Origin of the sequence: Caballeronia sp. LZ033 (genome assembly GCF_031451265.1) — a bacterium.
Lineage (GTDB): Bacteria > Pseudomonadota > Gammaproteobacteria > Burkholderiales > Burkholderiaceae > Caballeronia.
On the sequence record NZ_JARUXQ010000004.1, the window covers coordinates 1455381 to 1470355 of the forward strand.

Annotated in this window: 17 protein-coding genes; 9 read left to right on the forward strand and 8 right to left on the reverse strand. The window is 61.5% G+C overall.

All coding sequences use genetic code 11. From position 1 onward, the window contains the following. Positions 1-213 precede the first annotated feature (213 nt). The 7 genes from QCE62_RS33800 (at position 214) to QCE62_RS33830 (ending at position 4488) form a co-directional block, all read left to right on the forward strand. The gene (locus QCE62_RS33800) at positions 214-1302 is read left to right on the forward strand and encodes a GlxA family transcriptional regulator (protein ID WP_309927443.1); all 1089 of its coding nucleotides are present in this window, start codon (positions 214-216) and stop codon (positions 1300-1302) included. Between the two features lie 60 nt (positions 1303-1362). Then, positions 1363-2130 (forward strand): class II aldolase/adducin family protein, encoded by a 768-nt coding sequence (locus QCE62_RS33805; protein WP_309818939.1) that lies wholly within the window; start codon positions 1363-1365, stop codon positions 2128-2130. A 13-nt stretch (positions 2131-2143) separates the two neighbouring features. Then, positions 2144-2644: a hypothetical protein gene (locus QCE62_RS33810; RefSeq protein WP_309927445.1), complete on the forward strand. Its 501-nt coding sequence runs from the start codon at positions 2144-2146 to the stop codon at positions 2642-2644. A gap of 9 nt (positions 2645-2653) precedes the next feature. Further along, positions 2654-2965 carry a hypothetical protein gene (locus QCE62_RS33815; RefSeq protein WP_309927447.1) on the forward strand — a complete coding sequence of 104 codons (312 nt, stop codon included), beginning with the start codon at positions 2654-2656 and terminating at the stop codon, positions 2963-2965. Positions 2966-3206: 241 nt separating this feature from the next. Beyond that, complete coding sequence (locus QCE62_RS33820; protein ID WP_309927449.1) at positions 3207-3686, forward strand: DUF2778 domain-containing protein; 480 nt, start codon at positions 3207-3209, stop codon at positions 3684-3686. After that, positions 3683-3979: a hypothetical protein gene (locus tag QCE62_RS33825; protein WP_309927450.1), complete on the forward strand. Its 297-nt coding sequence runs from the start codon at positions 3683-3685 to the stop codon at positions 3977-3979. The genes QCE62_RS33820 and QCE62_RS33825 overlap by 4 nt, the downstream gene beginning before the upstream one ends. 32 nt (positions 3980-4011) lie before the next feature. Beyond that, positions 4012-4488: a type VI secretion system tube protein Hcp gene (locus tag QCE62_RS33830; RefSeq protein ID WP_309927452.1), complete on the forward strand. Its 477-nt coding sequence runs from the start codon at positions 4012-4014 to the stop codon at positions 4486-4488. A 1-nt stretch (position 4489) separates the two neighbouring features. On the opposite strand, the gene QCE62_RS33835 is transcribed toward QCE62_RS33830, so the two are convergent. The 7 genes from QCE62_RS33835 to QCE62_RS33865 all read right to left on the reverse strand — a co-directional run bounded on the left by QCE62_RS33835 (position 4490) and on the right by QCE62_RS33865 (position 11283). Next, positions 4490-5437: a choline ABC transporter substrate-binding protein gene (locus QCE62_RS33835; protein WP_309927454.1), complete on the reverse strand. Its 948-nt coding sequence runs from the start codon at positions 5435-5437 to the stop codon at positions 4490-4492. Between the two features lie 97 nt (positions 5438-5534). Then, the gene (locus QCE62_RS33840) at positions 5535-6527 is read right to left on the reverse strand and encodes a GlxA family transcriptional regulator (protein WP_309927456.1); all 993 of its coding nucleotides are present in this window, start codon (positions 6525-6527) and stop codon (positions 5535-5537) included. An 11-nt stretch (positions 6528-6538) separates the two neighbouring features. Then, entirely contained in the window at positions 6539-7441 is a 903-nt protein-coding gene (gene choW / locus QCE62_RS33845) for a choline ABC transporter permease subunit (protein ID WP_309927458.1), read from the reverse strand. Next, complete coding sequence (locus QCE62_RS33850; RefSeq protein ID WP_309909234.1) at positions 7434-8612, reverse strand: glycine betaine/L-proline ABC transporter ATP-binding protein; 1179 nt, start codon at positions 8610-8612, stop codon at positions 7434-7436. The genes choW and QCE62_RS33850 overlap by 8 nt, the downstream gene beginning before the upstream one ends. Before the next feature lie 431 nt (positions 8613-9043). Beyond that, positions 9044-9196, reverse strand: coding sequence for a hypothetical protein (locus QCE62_RS33855; protein ID WP_309927460.1), 153 nt, complete (start codon positions 9194-9196; stop codon positions 9044-9046). Positions 9197-9455: 259 nt separating this feature from the next. Further along, positions 9456-10424: a hypothetical protein gene (locus QCE62_RS33860; protein WP_309927461.1), complete on the reverse strand. Its 969-nt coding sequence runs from the start codon at positions 10422-10424 to the stop codon at positions 9456-9458. A 175-nt stretch (positions 10425-10599) separates the two neighbouring features. Continuing rightward, entirely contained in the window at positions 10600-11283 is a 684-nt protein-coding gene (locus QCE62_RS33865; RefSeq protein WP_309927462.1) for an MgtC/SapB family protein, read from the reverse strand. A gap of 132 nt (positions 11284-11415) precedes the next feature. Between QCE62_RS33865 and QCE62_RS33870 the strand changes: the two genes are divergently transcribed. Next, the gene (locus QCE62_RS33870) at positions 11416-12540 is read left to right on the forward strand and encodes an AGE family epimerase/isomerase (protein WP_309927463.1); all 1125 of its coding nucleotides are present in this window, start codon (positions 11416-11418) and stop codon (positions 12538-12540) included. 35 nt (positions 12541-12575) lie between these two features. Here QCE62_RS33870 and QCE62_RS33875 read toward each other — a convergent pair whose 3' ends face one another. Then, on the reverse strand, positions 12576-14117 hold the full coding sequence (locus QCE62_RS33875) for a methyl-accepting chemotaxis protein (RefSeq protein ID WP_309927464.1): 1542 nt from the start codon (positions 14115-14117) through the stop codon (positions 12576-12578). A gap of 272 nt (positions 14118-14389) precedes the next feature. On the opposite strand from QCE62_RS33875, the gene QCE62_RS33880 reads away from it, so the two are divergent. Further along, positions 14390-14830 (forward strand): PaaI family thioesterase, encoded by a 441-nt coding sequence (locus QCE62_RS33880; RefSeq protein ID WP_309927465.1) that lies wholly within the window; start codon positions 14390-14392, stop codon positions 14828-14830. The last annotated feature ends 145 nt before the right edge of the window (positions 14831-14975 follow it).

Here is a 14975-nt window from a genome sequence, read left to right on the forward strand (position 1 = left end):
GTATGGCGCTCATTGCACCAAACCGCAAAAAGACTCGATAGAACAAAAGCGCCGTCGAAATGGGATGGCGGCGTCAGCGCGTGGCGCAGCGTGCACGCATCGGTGTAATCCCTAGGTTCTGAACCGGCCTGCGCGTTTTCTGACGCGGGTGCCGCGCGCCGCGCGCGAGTGCTATGCTCGCCGGATCACTTCGAGCCGCCGCACGTCACGCGCATGAACCCCGCAGACTCCCTTCCACCGCTGTCCATCGACGGTCAATCGAAATCGCGTATCCGCTTCGGCATCATCCTGCTGCCGAACTTCACGCTGACCGCGTTCTCCGGTTTCGTCGACCTGTTGCGCCTCTCCGCCGACGAAGGCGATTTCAGCCGCCCCGTGCGCTGCTCCTGGAGCGTGATCGGCGAGACGCTCGCGCCGGTCCGCGCGAGTTGCGGCATCCAGATCACGCCGTGGGAAACCTATGAGAAAGCCGAGCCGTTCGACTACGTGGTGGTGGTCGGCGGCCTGCTGCATTCCGGCCCCGCGACGAGCGATGCGACGCTGCAGTTCATTCGCCGCGCAGCCGCGGCGGATGCGACGATCGTCGGCATGTGTACGGGCGTGTTTTCGATGATGCGCGCCGGTGTGCTCGAAGGACACCGCATCTGCGTGAGCTGGTTTCACTACTGGGACTTCGTCGAGCGCTTTCCGCATGCGGATGAACAGGCGCTCGTCGCGGACCGGCTGTTCGTGATCGACCGGCGGCGCATTACGTGCTCGGGCGGACGCGCTTCCATCGACGTGGCCGCGGCCATTCTGCTGCGCCACTTCGAGACCGCGACGGTGCAGAAGGCGTTGCGCATCCTGCTCGTCGACGACATGCAGAAAGGCAACGCGCCGCAGCCGCATCCGCCCGGTCTCGCGCCGGCGACGCATCCGAAAGTCAAACGTGCGATCCTGCTGATGGAGCAGCACGTCGGGCGTTCGTTGACGCTGGACGAACTGGCCCACAAGCTCGACATGTCGACGCGCCAGCTTGAGCGTCTTTTCAAGGCGGAGACGGGCAAGGCGCCGCAGGCGTATGCGAAGCAGGTGCGGCTGCGCACGGCGGCATGGCTGCTGACGAGTTCGGACAAGACGGTGGCGGATATCGCGTCGAGCTGCGGCTTCTCGGATGCCTCGCATCTGGGCCGCGAGTTCCGCAAGCAGTTCGGCGTGCCGCCGATGATGTATCGAGAGCAAGGCGGTGCACAGGACGCGCAGGCCGCCGAGCAATCGATGGACTACGACGAGACTTTTCCGGGCCGCGCCCGGGCGCTGTAGAGCGCCTTCAGAGTACTTGGTTCACGTTTTCCGCGGCTCATCACACCAAGGAGGAACGGCATGGCGACTCACGGATACTCGCAGGAAGAATGGCAGGTGCGTTGCGATCTTGCGGCGCTCTATCGCGTGATCGGGCATTTTCGCTGGACCGACATGATCTTCACGCACATCAGTGCGCGCGTGCCGGGATCGGACCATCACTTTCTGATCAACCGCTATGGCGTGCTGTTCGACGAGATGCGCGCGTCGGATTTGGTGCGCATCGACAGCGAAGGACGGCCGGTCGAGCCCGGCGCCCGCGACGACCCGGAGCGCTATCGCGTGAACCCGGCGGGTTTTACGATTCATTCGGCGATTCACATGGCGCGTCACGATGTGGCGTGCGTCGTACATACGCATACGGCGGCGGGTGCGGGGGTTTCGGCTCAGAAGCGCGGCCTGCTGCCGATCAGTCAGCATGCGTTGAAGTATTACGGGCATCTGGCTTATCACGATTATGAAGGGATCGCGCTGGATCTGGCCGAGCGGGATCGGCTGGTGAACGATCTGGGTTCGCATAACGCGATGATTCTGCGTAATCATGGGCTGCTGACTTGCGGGAAGTCCATTCCGGAGGCGTTTCAGGAAATGTATTTTCTTGAACGGGCTTGTGAGATTCAATTGCGGGCGCTGGCGGGAGGCGGGGAATTGAACTGGCCTTCGGAGAAGGTGTGCGAGGTGACGGCTTCGCAATATCGGCGGGATGAGTCGGAGGGGATTACGCGCATGCAGTGGGAAGCGGCGTTGCGGATGATCGAAGGTGGGGCGAGGACGGATTATCGGAGTTAGTTCGATTTGCTTGTTGCTGATCGCAGTCTTATATGCCCTCGATTTTGTTGATCGGGGGCATTTTTGTTTTACAAATTTTTATGCATGTTTACGGCTTCAGGCGGTACCGTTCGATGCTCAGTCCATCACGAAAAGTCGAATGCCGTTTCAATACAAGTTCAATATTATTCGGAGAGGGCTTCATAGTAGCTGGCAAAGAACTAAACGCACCCTTCGTCATTTTCTGCAAATGGCCCTGTTTATCTGCGTCACTTTTCGCGCCGGAATTGCTTTGGCAGTCTTCTTGATAGAGAAGACATCCATCATGTCGGACTGGCTGGATGACGCCACTCGCTACGTCCTCAGGCTAACGCATTCGGACATCAATTATCACGAAGATATCTTCGTGATTTCGGATCTCGCCGTTTTAATCGCGTGCTGGATTGTAGTAGACGTCACGGTGTTCGCGGCCTATGTTTTCGCTTCCAGATTTTGGCGTGGCAGGAAGCAAATCAAGAACGCGACTGCGAGGTGAGTCACTTCGATGCCTGTCTTCATTTTCGCAACAAAACGCTTCTTCAAATTAATCCTTCAGTTTTCGCTTTGGCTCGTATTTTGGTATGGGCTCGGTGTTGTCCTTTTTCGTTATCTCAATGCGCGCGTCAAAGAAGCGCCGGGATGGATCGAATGGACCGTGCGCTTTGCGCTCGAAACCCTAGGCTACGGCGATGTGCAAGAACCTGAAACCATCGGCGCCTTTTGTGGGCTTGTCGCGCTCGTGCTCTGCTGGATATTCGTCGCGATGGTCTTGTTGATTGGATATCGATTGATCGCCCGATTCATTCACAGCCGCTGAAGCACGTGTGTTCTCCGTCCATGCATTTTGGTGCACGTTAAATTGTCAGGCGGTAAGAAAATCGTGCGCGGAGGCAACGAGTCTACTCTTATAGGTGCCAGCTCAAAGCGTATTCGATTTTCGCAAGTGGTGGCGGCAAGTTATCTAGAAATTTATTACAGAACTTTTCACACTGCATGGCAATCAACCGCTAAGGTTGTGAGCGCGATTAATAACTCTACGAAGCGCGCTTGGAAAATCAATGCCAGTCAGCTGTGTATTCAAACTCAACCGACAGGTTTCGTCCGATCTGACCTGCACAGGTTTCGGCAGCATTGAGGCGTATTCAGGAAGAGGCGTGGGTCGTGACAATCCGGACGCCGTTTCGCTCGAAAGCGTGGGTCCCATTCCGCCTGGACGCTACTACCTTATTGATCGCCAAGCCGGCGGTCGTTTAGGTTGGCTTCGTGATTGGTGGACTGACTTAGTTATCGGTAGCGACCATACCCAATGGTTCACCCTCTGGAATCCCAAAACGGGCGACTCAACGATTGTAAATGGCGTCAAGCGCGAGAGTTTCAGGCTTCATCCGAACGGAGTCAGCGGGACAAGCATGGGTTGCATCACAGTAGTTGACAAGAAGGCCTTCGAAAAATTGAAAAAATTCATTCGTTCAAGCCCGCCGACTATCTCTATTCCTGGGACGTCATATAAGGCCTATGGCGTGGTGGAAGTTCAATGAAGAAGATGGCCTGGTTCGTTCTTCAGATTTCTCTTTGGATTTTCCTCTCCTACAAACTGGGCATTTTTCTTCTCCGTTTTATCGACGCGCACATTGAAGCGTGCCCGGAGTGGATTGAAAGGACCGTGCGCTTTGCACTCGATTCATTCGGCTACAACGACGTGCGGGATCCAGAAACCGTCGGTGCCGCCTGCGGCCTCTTCGCCCTGGTCCTCAGCTGGGTTTTCTCAGCCCTGGCCCTATGGCTGGCCTACCGCTTGATCACCCGCATCGTCCGTAGACGACATCAATAACCCCGCTTCCGTTCACCCTAAATCCCACCACCATGCACTCCGACATCCTCCTCAACCTACAGGGAATCGACGGCGAATCGCAGGACAAAACCCATCCCAAAGCCATTCAGGTGATCTTCTGGGAATGGACCGTTTCCCAACCCTCCTCCATGCACGTCAATTCAGGGGGCGGCTCGGGCAAGGCGTCCTTCTCCGGCCTCGAATTCAAGCACGAGATCGACCGCGCATCGCCCAATCTGTTCCTCTACAGCGCCACCGGCAAGCACATACCCAAAGCGGAACTCATCATGCGCAAGGCCGGCGGCACGGCCCTCGAATACTTCCGGATCACCATGGAAGACGTGTTGATCACGAAGGTCCACCCATCCGCTGACGCCGGCTACGCCATCGAAAGCGTCGGCCTGTCCTTCGCGAAAATAAAGCAGGAATACGTCGTGCAAAACGCCCAAGGCGGCAGCATGGGCGCGGTCACTGCCGCCTTCGACATCAAGGCCAACAAGGCCCTGTAACTCAATTCGCCCCCGCCACATAAGTCTTCACCGCCGGCAGCCCGTCCTTCCCGTCGAACGTCTTCACACCCGCAAGCCACTTGTCCAGCACCGTCGGATTGGCCTTCAGCCACTCGCGCGCCGCCTTGTTCGCATCGGTCTTGTTCATGATCGGGAGCATCACGTGGTTCTCGATATCCGTCGTGAATTGCAGATTGGAAACCAGCTTCGCGACATTCGGACAACGCGAATCGTAATCCGTCGGCGTCACGGTCAGCACCTTGGCCTCGCCATAATTGGGACCGAAAACCTCATCGCCACCCGAGAGATAATCGATCTTCATCTGCACGTTCATCGGGTGCGGCTCCCACCCCAAAAATACGATCGGCTTCTTCTCGCGAATCGCGCGATTCACCTCCACCAGCATGCCCGCCTCGCTCGATTCCACCAGCTTGAACTTGCCAAGTCCATATTGATTCGAATCGATCATCTTCTTGATCAGCGCATTGCCATCATTGCCCGGCTCGATGCCATAGATCTTGCCATCGAGCTTGTCGTAGTTCTTCGCGATATCGTTGAAGTTGCGAATACCCGCCTGATACGCATAATCCGGCACCGCGAGCGTGTACTTCGCGCCCGTGAGATTCGGCGTCGCCAGTACCTTCACCTGATTGTTCTTTCTGAACGGATCGATGATCGGATCCATCGTCGGCGACCAGTAACCCAGGAACACGTCGATCTGCTTGCTCTTGACGCCCGCGAACGTAATCGGCACCGAGGCAATCGTCTTCGTCGGGTTGTAGCCGAGGCCCTGCAGGATCGTCGATGCGAGTCCGGTCGTCGCCGCGATATCGGTCCAGCCGACATCCGCAAAACGCACGTTCCTGCACGCCGCAGGCTCGGCCGCGTGCGCCACGCTCACACCCGCCAGCATCGCCGCAGCGAGCGACGCGATCCACAAACGCTTCATGTTTTTCCTCTCTCTCAGGTTCATCAGGACGCAAGTCAGCCCGCGCGCGGCCCGTCACGAACCGGCGCGGAACAGAATCATTCAGACAATGGACGCGCTAGGCCGAGAGGCGCCGCTCCACGCTGGGCGCATGCCCGAACTGCGCGCGATACGCCTTGCTGAAGTGACAAGGCGAATGAAATCCGCATACGCTCGTCACGCGTGCAATCGACGCATCTGTATTGCGCAACAGTTCGCGCGCGCGACGCAGCCGCAGCGTGAGGTAGTAATGCGTCGGCGAGACGCTGAGGAACATCTTGAACATGCGCTGCAAGTGCCGCTGCGACAGATGCACGAGCCGCGCAAGCTCATCGAGCGAGAGCGGCTCTTCGATGTTCGCCTCCATCAGCCGGACCACTTCCACGAGCTCGGCGCGCGAAAAGCCCACGCGGGCATCGACGGGAATGTGCTGGTAATCCGTCGAGCCGCGTATCCGTTCGACAATGAACTGTTCCGACACCTGCGCCGCATGCGCCTGCCCCAGCCGCATGCCGACGAGATTGAGCATCAGGTCGAGCGGCGCGGTGCCGCCCGTGCAGGTCAGTCTGTCCCGGTCGATCACGAACAGTTCGTCAGCGAAACGCACATGCGGGAAGCGCTTGTTGACCGGCGACATGTCTTCCCAATGCAGCGTGCAGCGATAGCCGTCCAGCAGCTTCGCGGCCAGCAAGGCATACGGCCCGGTGCAGATGCCGCCCAGCGGAATGCCCGCCTCATGCGCGCGTTGCAGAAGGCCGATCACCTTGTCGTCGACGTAATCCGCGACCTGCCAGCCCCCGCAGACGATCAGCACATCGGGCATGCCGGTTTCGTCGATCGTCGTGGCCGGCTTGACCGTGATGCCGTTGCTGGCGCGCGCGGGTTCGCCGTCCGGCGTGATGATCGACCATCGATAATGCTGCGCACGGCCGACGTAATTGGCCATGCGCAACACCTCGACTGCGCTCGTGAACGCGATCATCGAGAAGTTCGGCAGCGTCACGAAGCCGAAGTGCGCGAGATTGGACAACGGTGAATCCACAGCCGCCGGGACGATCGCGTCGCGCTTCATGCACAAGCCTCTCAGCTTTGTTGGGTCGCCGGCGTGCGGCGCACTTTCATCACGCTCTTGAGACCCGCGAACAACGGAGCGCGCGCCATGCCAGGCGAACGGCCGAAGCTTTCCGTGATGCGGTCCAGGATGATCGCCAGCAACACCACGGACAGGCCGCTCTCGAAGCCCAGGCCGATGTCGAGGCGCTGGATCGACGCCAGCACGTCGTTGCCGAGGCCGCCTGCGCCCACCATCGACGCAATGATCACCATCGACAACGCCATCATGATGGTCTGGTTCACGCCAGTCATGATCGACGGCAGCGCGTTCGGGACCTGCACCTTGTAGAGCAACTGCCACGGCGTGCAGCCGAAGGCCTGGCCGGCTTCCACGATTTCGCGGTTCACATGCTTGATGCCCAGCGACGTGAGACGCACGGCAGGCGGCATCGCGAAGATCACGGTGGCGAGAATCCCCGGCACGCGGCCGAGACCGAACAGCATGGCCGCCGGAATCAGGTAGACGAATGCGGGCATGGTCTGCATCAGGTCGAGCACCGGACGCACGATCATTTCCACCGTCCGGCTCTTCGAGGTCCAGATGCCGAGCGGAATGCCGAGCAGCAGGCTGATGAAGGTCGACGACAGCGTGAGGCCCAGCGTGATGACCATCTGATCCCAGAAGTTGGTCGCGTAGACCAGCAGCAGCGCGGCCAGCACGAACGCCGCGAATCGCCAGCCGACCCGCCACAGGCCAATGCCCACGAAGATGGCGATCATCAGCCACATCGGAATGGCCTGCAGGCCATGCTCGACCGCCGCGGCGAAGGTTTCGATGACCTTGCCGATCGAGTCGAAGGTCTTCGCGTCGTGATCGAGGAGATAGTGGACGCCGTGGTCCACCCAACTGCCAAGCGGAATGATTTCAGACATGGGAACCTCGATGGTGCGTAAGGACCTTCAGGACGTTGGCCTTGTTGATCGAACCGCAATAGAAGCCGTCGGCATCGACAACCGGCAGCGGCGCCGGACTCGCAACCACGCGGTTCACGACATCGTCGAGAGCCATGCCGCGCTCGATGCACTCGATGGGATTGATCTGCGGCACCGCGTTGCCATTGCCGTCGCGGCCGACGAAACCGCGAATGCGGCGCTCGCCGTCCATCACGAACGCGTAGTCCGCGCTGCCGTTGAGCGTCGCCGCCACGCTCGACGCGTCGATCTGCGGCGCATGCTTGATGAGCGGCACGGCATCGGTCTGCATCAGGTCGCCCGCGGTCAGATAACGGCTCGTGTCGATACCCTCGAAGAAGGCCTCGACATAATCGTCGGCGGGATTGGTGATGATTTCCTGCGGCGTGCCTATCTGCACCACCCGGCCGCCTTCCATGATCGCAATTCGAGTGCCGATGCGCATCGCCTCTTCGAGATCGTGCGACACGAACAGGATCGTGCGACGCTGCTCGCGTTGCAGATCGAGCAGCACGTTCTGCATCTCCTTGCGCTTGAGCGGATCGAGCGCGGAGAAGGCCTCGTCCATGATCATCAGCGAGGGATTCACCGCCAGCGCGCGCGCCAGTCCCACGCGCTGCTGCATGCCGCCCGATAGTTGCGCAGGCAACTTCTGGGCGAACGGCGCGAGGCCGACTTGTTCGAGCACGGTCATCGCCCGTGTTTCGCGCTCCTTCTTGCCGACGCCCGCGACCTCGAGGCCGAATGCGGCGTTGGAAAGAACAGTGCGCTGCGGCATCAGTGCAAAGGACTGGAACACCATGCTCATGTCCTTGCGGCGCAGTTCGGTGAGTTCCGAGCGACGCACGGCGGCCACGTCGCGGCCGTCGATCAGCACTTTGCCGGCGGTCGGCTCGACGAGCCGGTTGATGAGTCGGATCAGCGTGGATTTGCCGGAGCCGGAAAGGCCCATCAGCACGAAAATTTCGCCTTCCTTGACGTCGAACGAGACGTTATGGACGCCGACGATCTGCCCGGTGCGCTTGAAGACTTCTTCCTTCGTCGCACCGCCGGCCAGCATGTCGAGCGCTTGCTTGGGACTGTTGCCGAAAACCTTGCACAGTCCCTCGACTACCACTTTGGGGGAATTCATCGAGTCTCTCCTGGCGGGGCGGACCTGCGTCCGCGCTGTGCATACATAGTTGCCAGAAAAAAGTCACGTCAGCCGACTAATTGCGACAGGCACATGTGGAAATACGACACTGGAATAAGGCCGGATGTGTGCAATGCTCGTCGGGGCCTTGCTGGATAAGGCTTTGCCGCCAGCGTAATGAAACGGCTCGGGGATTTTTGCGTGTCGCGTCAGGACAAGTCTGGATGCTTGTTGACGATGCAGGCGAGTTGCCGGGTAGACGTCAGACAGACGAAAGGAAGGGCGATGCGATCGCGCGCAGGAGGCGCGTGGGGGACAGCGAGGAGATGCTAGAAAAACTACATGTAGCGGTGACTTGGCGGGCGGGTCGTACGGCAAAGGGCCGTCGTGCGTTGCTTGTGTTGTGTTCCCGCGCCGCCGTCAGCGACGCATTACAGGCGAATGCCGAAAGCCGTACCGCGTGCCTTGCGCTGACGCTCCGAATCACGGAAACGTGCTTGGTAGGAGTAGTCTTTGTCGAGCGGAAGGTTCGGCGATTCGAACAGCGAAGCAAATTTTTGCAGCAGGGCGAAAAGGTAGCTCATGTCTGGCTCCGGTTAGCGTTAAAGGGTTTTCCCTTAGGACGCATTATAGGGTTTGCCCTGATTCATTTCTAGTGCGTCGCAGCATTTTCGAAGAAATTTATTGTAGTTTTTCTACATTTTACCGATTCCTGCGAGTGATTTCGCTGCTCTGAATGTGGGACAGCCGGTAATCGCCCGTCCGGCCGCGTCTCGGCGTCGGGACACGCGAAAGCGCGACATGCCGCCGCAGCGCGTAACGATGAAACGGGAAGGTGAAGAATCAGTGTGCCGTCGAACCGGCGCGATGGTGCGCGGAACGCACGTGCTTTCTAGACGGATAGTCCGGGCTGTCCGCGCTCACCGGCTGCATCGGCGAGGCGTCGGTTCCGTACGGGTCGCGGCCATGCCGCAGGCTGACGGTGTCCGAGTCGGTATCGAAGAGCGAGGCAAGCGTCGCCTGTTGGTTGAGCATCAGTTGCTCCATGCGGTCCTGCTGCAATTTGCCGTCGCGGCCCATATGCACCAGCAGCACCGTCTGCGCGATACCGGTTGCCACGGTGACGAGCATCACGCAGACGATGATCGACAACATCGTCTTCATCCGGCGCGCGTGCGCGGTCGCGGACATGCGCTGCTCGATCATGACGGCGTGGAGCGCCTCCACCGTGTCGGCAAACGCGGCGGCCCGCGCGCGGTCAAGCTCGGGCCCGGCTCCGGCCTTGATCTGCGGCGGCACCTCGCCGGGCGCTCCAGAAGATTGCACCGGCTGCGACACCCCAACGGCGCCGTGCCCGTCGAGCGCGACGCTACTCACGCTTGCCGCACGCGGCACGGCGGCGGCGAGCGCACAGGATTTCGCTGGCTCCATGCCGTCGCCTTCGTTGGCTGGCGAGGGCTGCGCTTCGTCCTGAAACAACCCTTGCACCGGCTCGACCGGCGCCACGTTCGTCTTTGACGCCCGTTTCGCCGCGGCCGCCTCGGACGGCGACGCAGCGTGGTTCGACTGCACTGCTGCGAGAAACACCTCAGGCAGCTCGAAGCCTTCGAACGTGCCCTGACGGATATCGGTATTCAGTGCCTGAAGATGCGCGCGTTCGGCGTCTTCGGCGAACAGGTCGAGCGTTTCGCCATTGCGCGCGCCGTCGCTCAATTGCGCGAGACGCTGCGCGGAGCGCGCCGCGCGGGCGAGTTTCTTTTCGATGTCGACGCCGTCCTGTCTGGCCGGCGATTCGGGCTCCCGTCGCGGCATGGCGCGTCCGGCGGTATCGCCCGGGAGCGTGTCGGGCGTTTTGTTTGCAGCGGAATCTGGCATAGGTTCGAAAGGCCGCGGCCCTGGACGCACGGTGGTCCGGCGGTCGCGGCGAATTCTTCGAGAGGCCGCATTGTCTCACGCGGCGGGGCGCCGCCCGCATCCCTCAGGCAAATTAGCTGGCATCGTCCTCACGAAATTCGCGCACGACGTCGAGATGCCGCAAACGATCGCAGATCGCCTGATATTCCATCGCCGATGCGCGCGACAGCTCCACGCGCACTTCATCGAGATCGGGCGAGTCGTCGCTCTGCTGGACGACAAACTGCTTCACGCGCACGCTGCCGGGACCCAGCGCTTCGTGCAGGCCATGAAACGTCAGCGAGCCGCGCTCGACCAGCATCGTCAGTTGCCGGCGCTGCTTGACGCTGATGAAGCGCCGTTCCAGCGGTTTGATGCCCGCGAGAATGACGAGGATGATCGCCGTCGCCGCGATCGACGCCGTGTACAGCCCGCCGCCCACCGCCAGCCCGATGGCCGCAACCGACCACAGGCTCGCCGCCGTGGTCAGTCCGCGCACGATCTCGCCGCGCAGGAGGATCGAGCCTGCGCCGAGAAAGCCGATGCCCGACACCACCTGCGCCGCGACCCGCGACGGATCGAGCACGACGTGATCGCCCTTCAAGGCTTCCTCGAAACCATAGGCCGACACGATCATGATCAGCGCCGAGCCGACGCACACGAGCATGTGCGTGCGCAATCCCGCTGCCCACGAGAGCCGTTCACGCTCGAAGCCGATCACGCTGCCAAGCGCCGCCGCCATCACGAGCCGCGAGATGATTTCAATATTGCCCAACATGTCAGTGACCTCCTCTGGTCGAAAGCCCGGCGAGCGGCCTCGAGAACCGGTCGGCGCCAGGCTGGTTTGTTATGCTTCCGTGCTGCGCGCCTCGGGCAAGGGCGCGTCCCCTGGGTCCATCCGAGTCTATCCATGCAGGATCAGCAAACCAACGCTCAGTCCAATGCTCAATCGCCGCTGCAAGCTGTGCGCCCGGACTCCGCCGCCGCGCTGCGCGCGCATTATGCGGATGTCGTGCTGCCGATATGGCGCGGTCCCGGATTCAACGCCGCGCTCGGCTTGGCGTACGAAGCCGTCGCGGCGCATGACCATGCGCCGCTGCCGCCCAGGCGTTATCGCGCGATGGCCTGCGCGCGGCAACTGTTCGCCTTCACGGACGCCGGCGACCTCGCGCATGCCGCCACGCTGTTCGACGCGCTACGGCACTATTTTCTGGACCGGCAAAACGGCGGATGGTTCTATAGCGTCGATGCGAACGGCGCACCGCTCGAGCGCCAGAAGGATCTCTACACCCATGCATTCGTGGTCTTCGCGTGCGCGCATTACGCCAAGCGCACCGGCTCGGCCGACGCCTTCGCGCTGCTCGACGAAAGCTCACGCCTGATCGAAGCACGCTTTTCGAGCGGCGGTGATCTGCTGAATGCGGTGCTTGCCGAAGACTTCGGCGCCACGCTCGAAACCCCGTTGCAGAATCCGCTGATGCATCTCGCGGAAGCATGGCTTGCCGCGCGCGAAGCCACCGGCGACGCCGCCTACGACCGGCGGCTTTTGCAACTTGCACGCTCCGTCGCGGACGCGTTCGTGCATGCGCCGAGCGGCTCGATCGCCGAATTGCCGATGGGCGCGCCAGGCAACCGGCTGGAGCCGGGCCATCAATTCGAATGGTTTTTTCTGGCGCTGGGAAGCCGGCACGAGGCGTTCGAGGCGGCCGGGCTCAACGAAGGACTCGCGCGCGCCTTCGAATTCGCACAACGTCACGGCGTGGACCCGGAAACGGGCGGGGTGTGCGCGGCCATCGACGAGAGTGGCCGCGTGATCGACGGCACCCAGCGCATCTGGGCCCAGACCGAATATCTGCGCGCGCTGGTCACGCGCGGCGAAGCGCCCGGCGAGCAGATCGCGCGCTTCGGCGCGCGTTTCCTGCATGACAAGGGCTGGGTGGAGGCCCGGTCGGCGCAGGGAGACGTCATTCGCGCCGAGATGCCGTCGACGACGCCGTATCACCTCGCGACGTCGTACGCGGCCTTGACTGACTGAGGGACGCCGTGCGTTCCGGGGTTCCGGGCTCCGGCTCAGGCGAGCTGAAACACCGACACCGCCGCCTTGAGCTGCCGCGTCTGCTCATGTAGCGACGACGCAGCGGCAGCCGCCTGCTCGACGAGCGCGGCGTTCTGCTGGGTCATTTCGTCCATCTGCGTGACGGCCTGATTGACCTGCTCGATCCCGACGCTCTGTTCGAGCGACGACGCGCTGATCTCCGCCATCATCTGCGTCACGCGTGAGATCGACGCCGATACGTCGCGCATGGCCGCGCCCGCGCGTTCGACGAGCATCGAGCCGTCGCTCACCTGCGCCACCGACTCGCCGATCAGCGCCTTGATTTCCTTCGCCGATTGCGCGGAACGTTGCGCGAGGCCGCGCACCTCTCCGGCCACGACCGCGAAACCGCGCCCCTGTTCGCCCGCGCGCGCCGCTTCGACGGCCGCATTCAGCGCGAGGATGTTGGTCTGGAAGGCAATCCCGTCGATGACGGAAATGATCTCCGCGATCTTGTCCGAGCTGGACGCGATGCCGCGCATCTTCTCGACGACATCATCCACGACGCTCGAGCCGCGCGAGGTGGCCTGCAGCGCTTCACCGGCCAGCGTGTTGGCCTCACGTGCGTGCTCGGCGTTCTGCCGCACCGTGGCGGTCAGCTCTTCCATGCTCGATGCCGTTTCTTCCAGCGAGGCCGCCTGGTTTTCCGTGCGCGCGGACAGATCGGCGTTGCCGCTTGCGATTTCGTCGGCGCCGAGGTTGATCGAATCCGACGTCGCGCGCACCGCCTTGACCGTGCTCGCGACGCTCGCCTGCATCGTCGCGAGTCCGGCGAACAGCCGGCCGATCTCGTTGCTGCCGCCGCGCTCGATGCGTTCATCCAGATGCCCGTTCGCGATGCGTTCGAAGTGCCGTCCCGCTTCCTCCAGCGGCGCGATCACGCCACGGCGCAGCGCCACGTGCGTCAGCGCGATGCCGGCCACGAGCGCCACCAGAATCACGATGCCGACCGCGCGAAACCATGCATAGCGCGTGTCGATCGACGCGAGATAGGCGCGCCCGGCCTCATCGCCGAAATTGACGAAATTTTGCTGTTCCGCGAGATAGCGGTCCTGGAAGCCTTGCGTGGGCTGATCCAGAAACGCCTGGATGTTGCCCGCATCGAGATACTGGACGAGCTCCGCCAGCGCCTTCGCATACTCCGCGTATTTGCCTTGCAGCGCAGTCGAGCGCGCGATGTTCTCGTCGCCGGTCTTGGGCGCATTCAGGAAGGCGTTGAAAGACTTGTCCGCCGCCGCGATCTGTGCGCGCGCGTGCTGCACGATGTCGGTCGGCTCGCTGCCGCCGCGCACCATGCGGGTGCCGGCGCGGGACAGGTTGATACGTGCATCCATCAGATGCTGCGTCGTCTGGTTGACTGCATTGACCTGCTTGAGCGCGATGTCGGAAAGATTGCCGACATCGTCATGCGTGCGTGAGAGGGACCAGAAACCGAGTCCCTCGGTGACCAGCTGAAAGAGACAGAACACCACCAGTACAGCCAGCAAACCCGTTGAAACCTTGATCCTTGCAAACATCACCCGCACTCCGAATTTGCGAAATCACACCCGCCCGAGCGGGAACAGTGAGGGTTTACGGCAATGCCGTCAGAAAGCTTGAATCGTTTGCGGAACCGGCTGTCTACGCGAATGCGGAGATCGCTGCGGGTTTGACTGGGCATCGTCGAAGGCGCACATCACGCGGCCCGAACGCTCCATTGCACAAAATTTGCAGGAGTTTCTTGCAGTGCGCGCGATCGCTTTCTATTGTCTTTGCAGGACGGCACCGAACCCACCCAAGGAGTGTCCGAATGGCCGAAATAGTCGATATCGCGCGCGGTGCGCTGAATGCGCAACCGTTCAGCGCCTTGCTTGGTACCAAACTGATGCAGGTCGATTCAGCGAGTCTCACGCTGTGTCTGACCATCAGGGACGAACTCAGGCAGCAACATGGCTTCGTACACGGCGGGGTGGTGAGTTATCTCGTGGACAACGCGCTGACCTTCGCCGGCGCGCTGCGGCTGGGCCCGAAGGTCGTGACGGGCGAGTACAAGATCAACTACTTGCGCCCGGCGGTCAGCGGCACGCTGATGGCCCGTGCGCGCGTCGTGCATGCCGGCATGACGCAGGCCACCTGCCAGTGCGACGTGTTCGTCACCGATGGCGGCGCTGAACGGTTGGTCGCCGTCGCACAGGGGACGATCACGCGCATCAATGAAGGCGTCGCGAGCGAGCCGGTTCTCCACGCCTGAGCCGCATTCTTCCTTTATCCCGTCGTCCAGAAAAAAACCTCGCCGCTGAACTGCACCCCAAAAGTTGGACACCAGTCCAACGATTTGGGGTGTTTTTTCATGAGCAAGCACAGCGCACGATTCAAGCAAGCAGTCGTCAAAGACT

Bases quoted from the DNA above. Each gene is read 5' to 3' on its own strand.
- QCE62_RS33800 (WP_309927443.1), top strand. From the start codon at position 214: ATGAACCCCGCAGACTCCCTTCCACCGCTGTCCATCGACGGTCAATCG.
- QCE62_RS33805 (WP_309818939.1), top strand. From the start codon at position 1,363: ATGGCGACTCACGGATACTCGCAGGAAGAATGGCAGGTGCGTTGCGAT.
- QCE62_RS33815 (WP_309927447.1), top strand. From the start codon at position 2,654: ATGCCTGTCTTCATTTTCGCAACAAAACGCTTCTTCAAATTAATCCTT.
- QCE62_RS33820 (WP_309927449.1), top strand. From the start codon at position 3,207: ATGCCAGTCAGCTGTGTATTCAAACTCAACCGACAGGTTTCGTCCGAT.
- QCE62_RS33825 (WP_309927450.1), top strand. From the start codon at position 3,683: ATGAAGAAGATGGCCTGGTTCGTTCTTCAGATTTCTCTTTGGATTTTC.
- QCE62_RS33830 (WP_309927452.1), top strand. From the start codon at position 4,012: ATGCACTCCGACATCCTCCTCAACCTACAGGGAATCGACGGCGAATCG.
- QCE62_RS33835 (WP_309927454.1), bottom strand. From the start codon at position 5,437: ATGAAGCGTTTGTGGATCGCGTCGCTCGCTGCGGCGATGCTGGCGGGT.
- QCE62_RS33840 (WP_309927456.1), bottom strand. From the start codon at position 6,527: ATGAAGCGCGACGCGATCGTCCCGGCGGCTGTGGATTCACCGTTGTCC.
- choW (WP_309927458.1), bottom strand. From the start codon at position 7,441: ATGTCTGAAATCATTCCGCTTGGCAGTTGGGTGGACCACGGCGTCCAC.
- QCE62_RS33850 (WP_309909234.1), bottom strand. From the start codon at position 8,612: ATGAATTCCCCCAAAGTGGTAGTCGAGGGACTGTGCAAGGTTTTCGGC.
- QCE62_RS33855 (WP_309927460.1), bottom strand. From the start codon at position 9,196: ATGAGCTACCTTTTCGCCCTGCTGCAAAAATTTGCTTCGCTGTTCGAA.
- QCE62_RS33860 (WP_309927461.1), bottom strand. From the start codon at position 10,424: ATGCCGCGACGGGAGCCCGAATCGCCGGCCAGACAGGACGGCGTCGAC.
- QCE62_RS33865 (WP_309927462.1), bottom strand. From the start codon at position 11,283: ATGTTGGGCAATATTGAAATCATCTCGCGGCTCGTGATGGCGGCGGCG.
- QCE62_RS33870 (WP_309927463.1), top strand. From the start codon at position 11,416: ATGCAGGATCAGCAAACCAACGCTCAGTCCAATGCTCAATCGCCGCTG.
- QCE62_RS33875 (WP_309927464.1), bottom strand. From the start codon at position 14,117: ATGTTTGCAAGGATCAAGGTTTCAACGGGTTTGCTGGCTGTACTGGTG.
- QCE62_RS33880 (WP_309927465.1), top strand. From the start codon at position 14,390: ATGGCCGAAATAGTCGATATCGCGCGCGGTGCGCTGAATGCGCAACCG.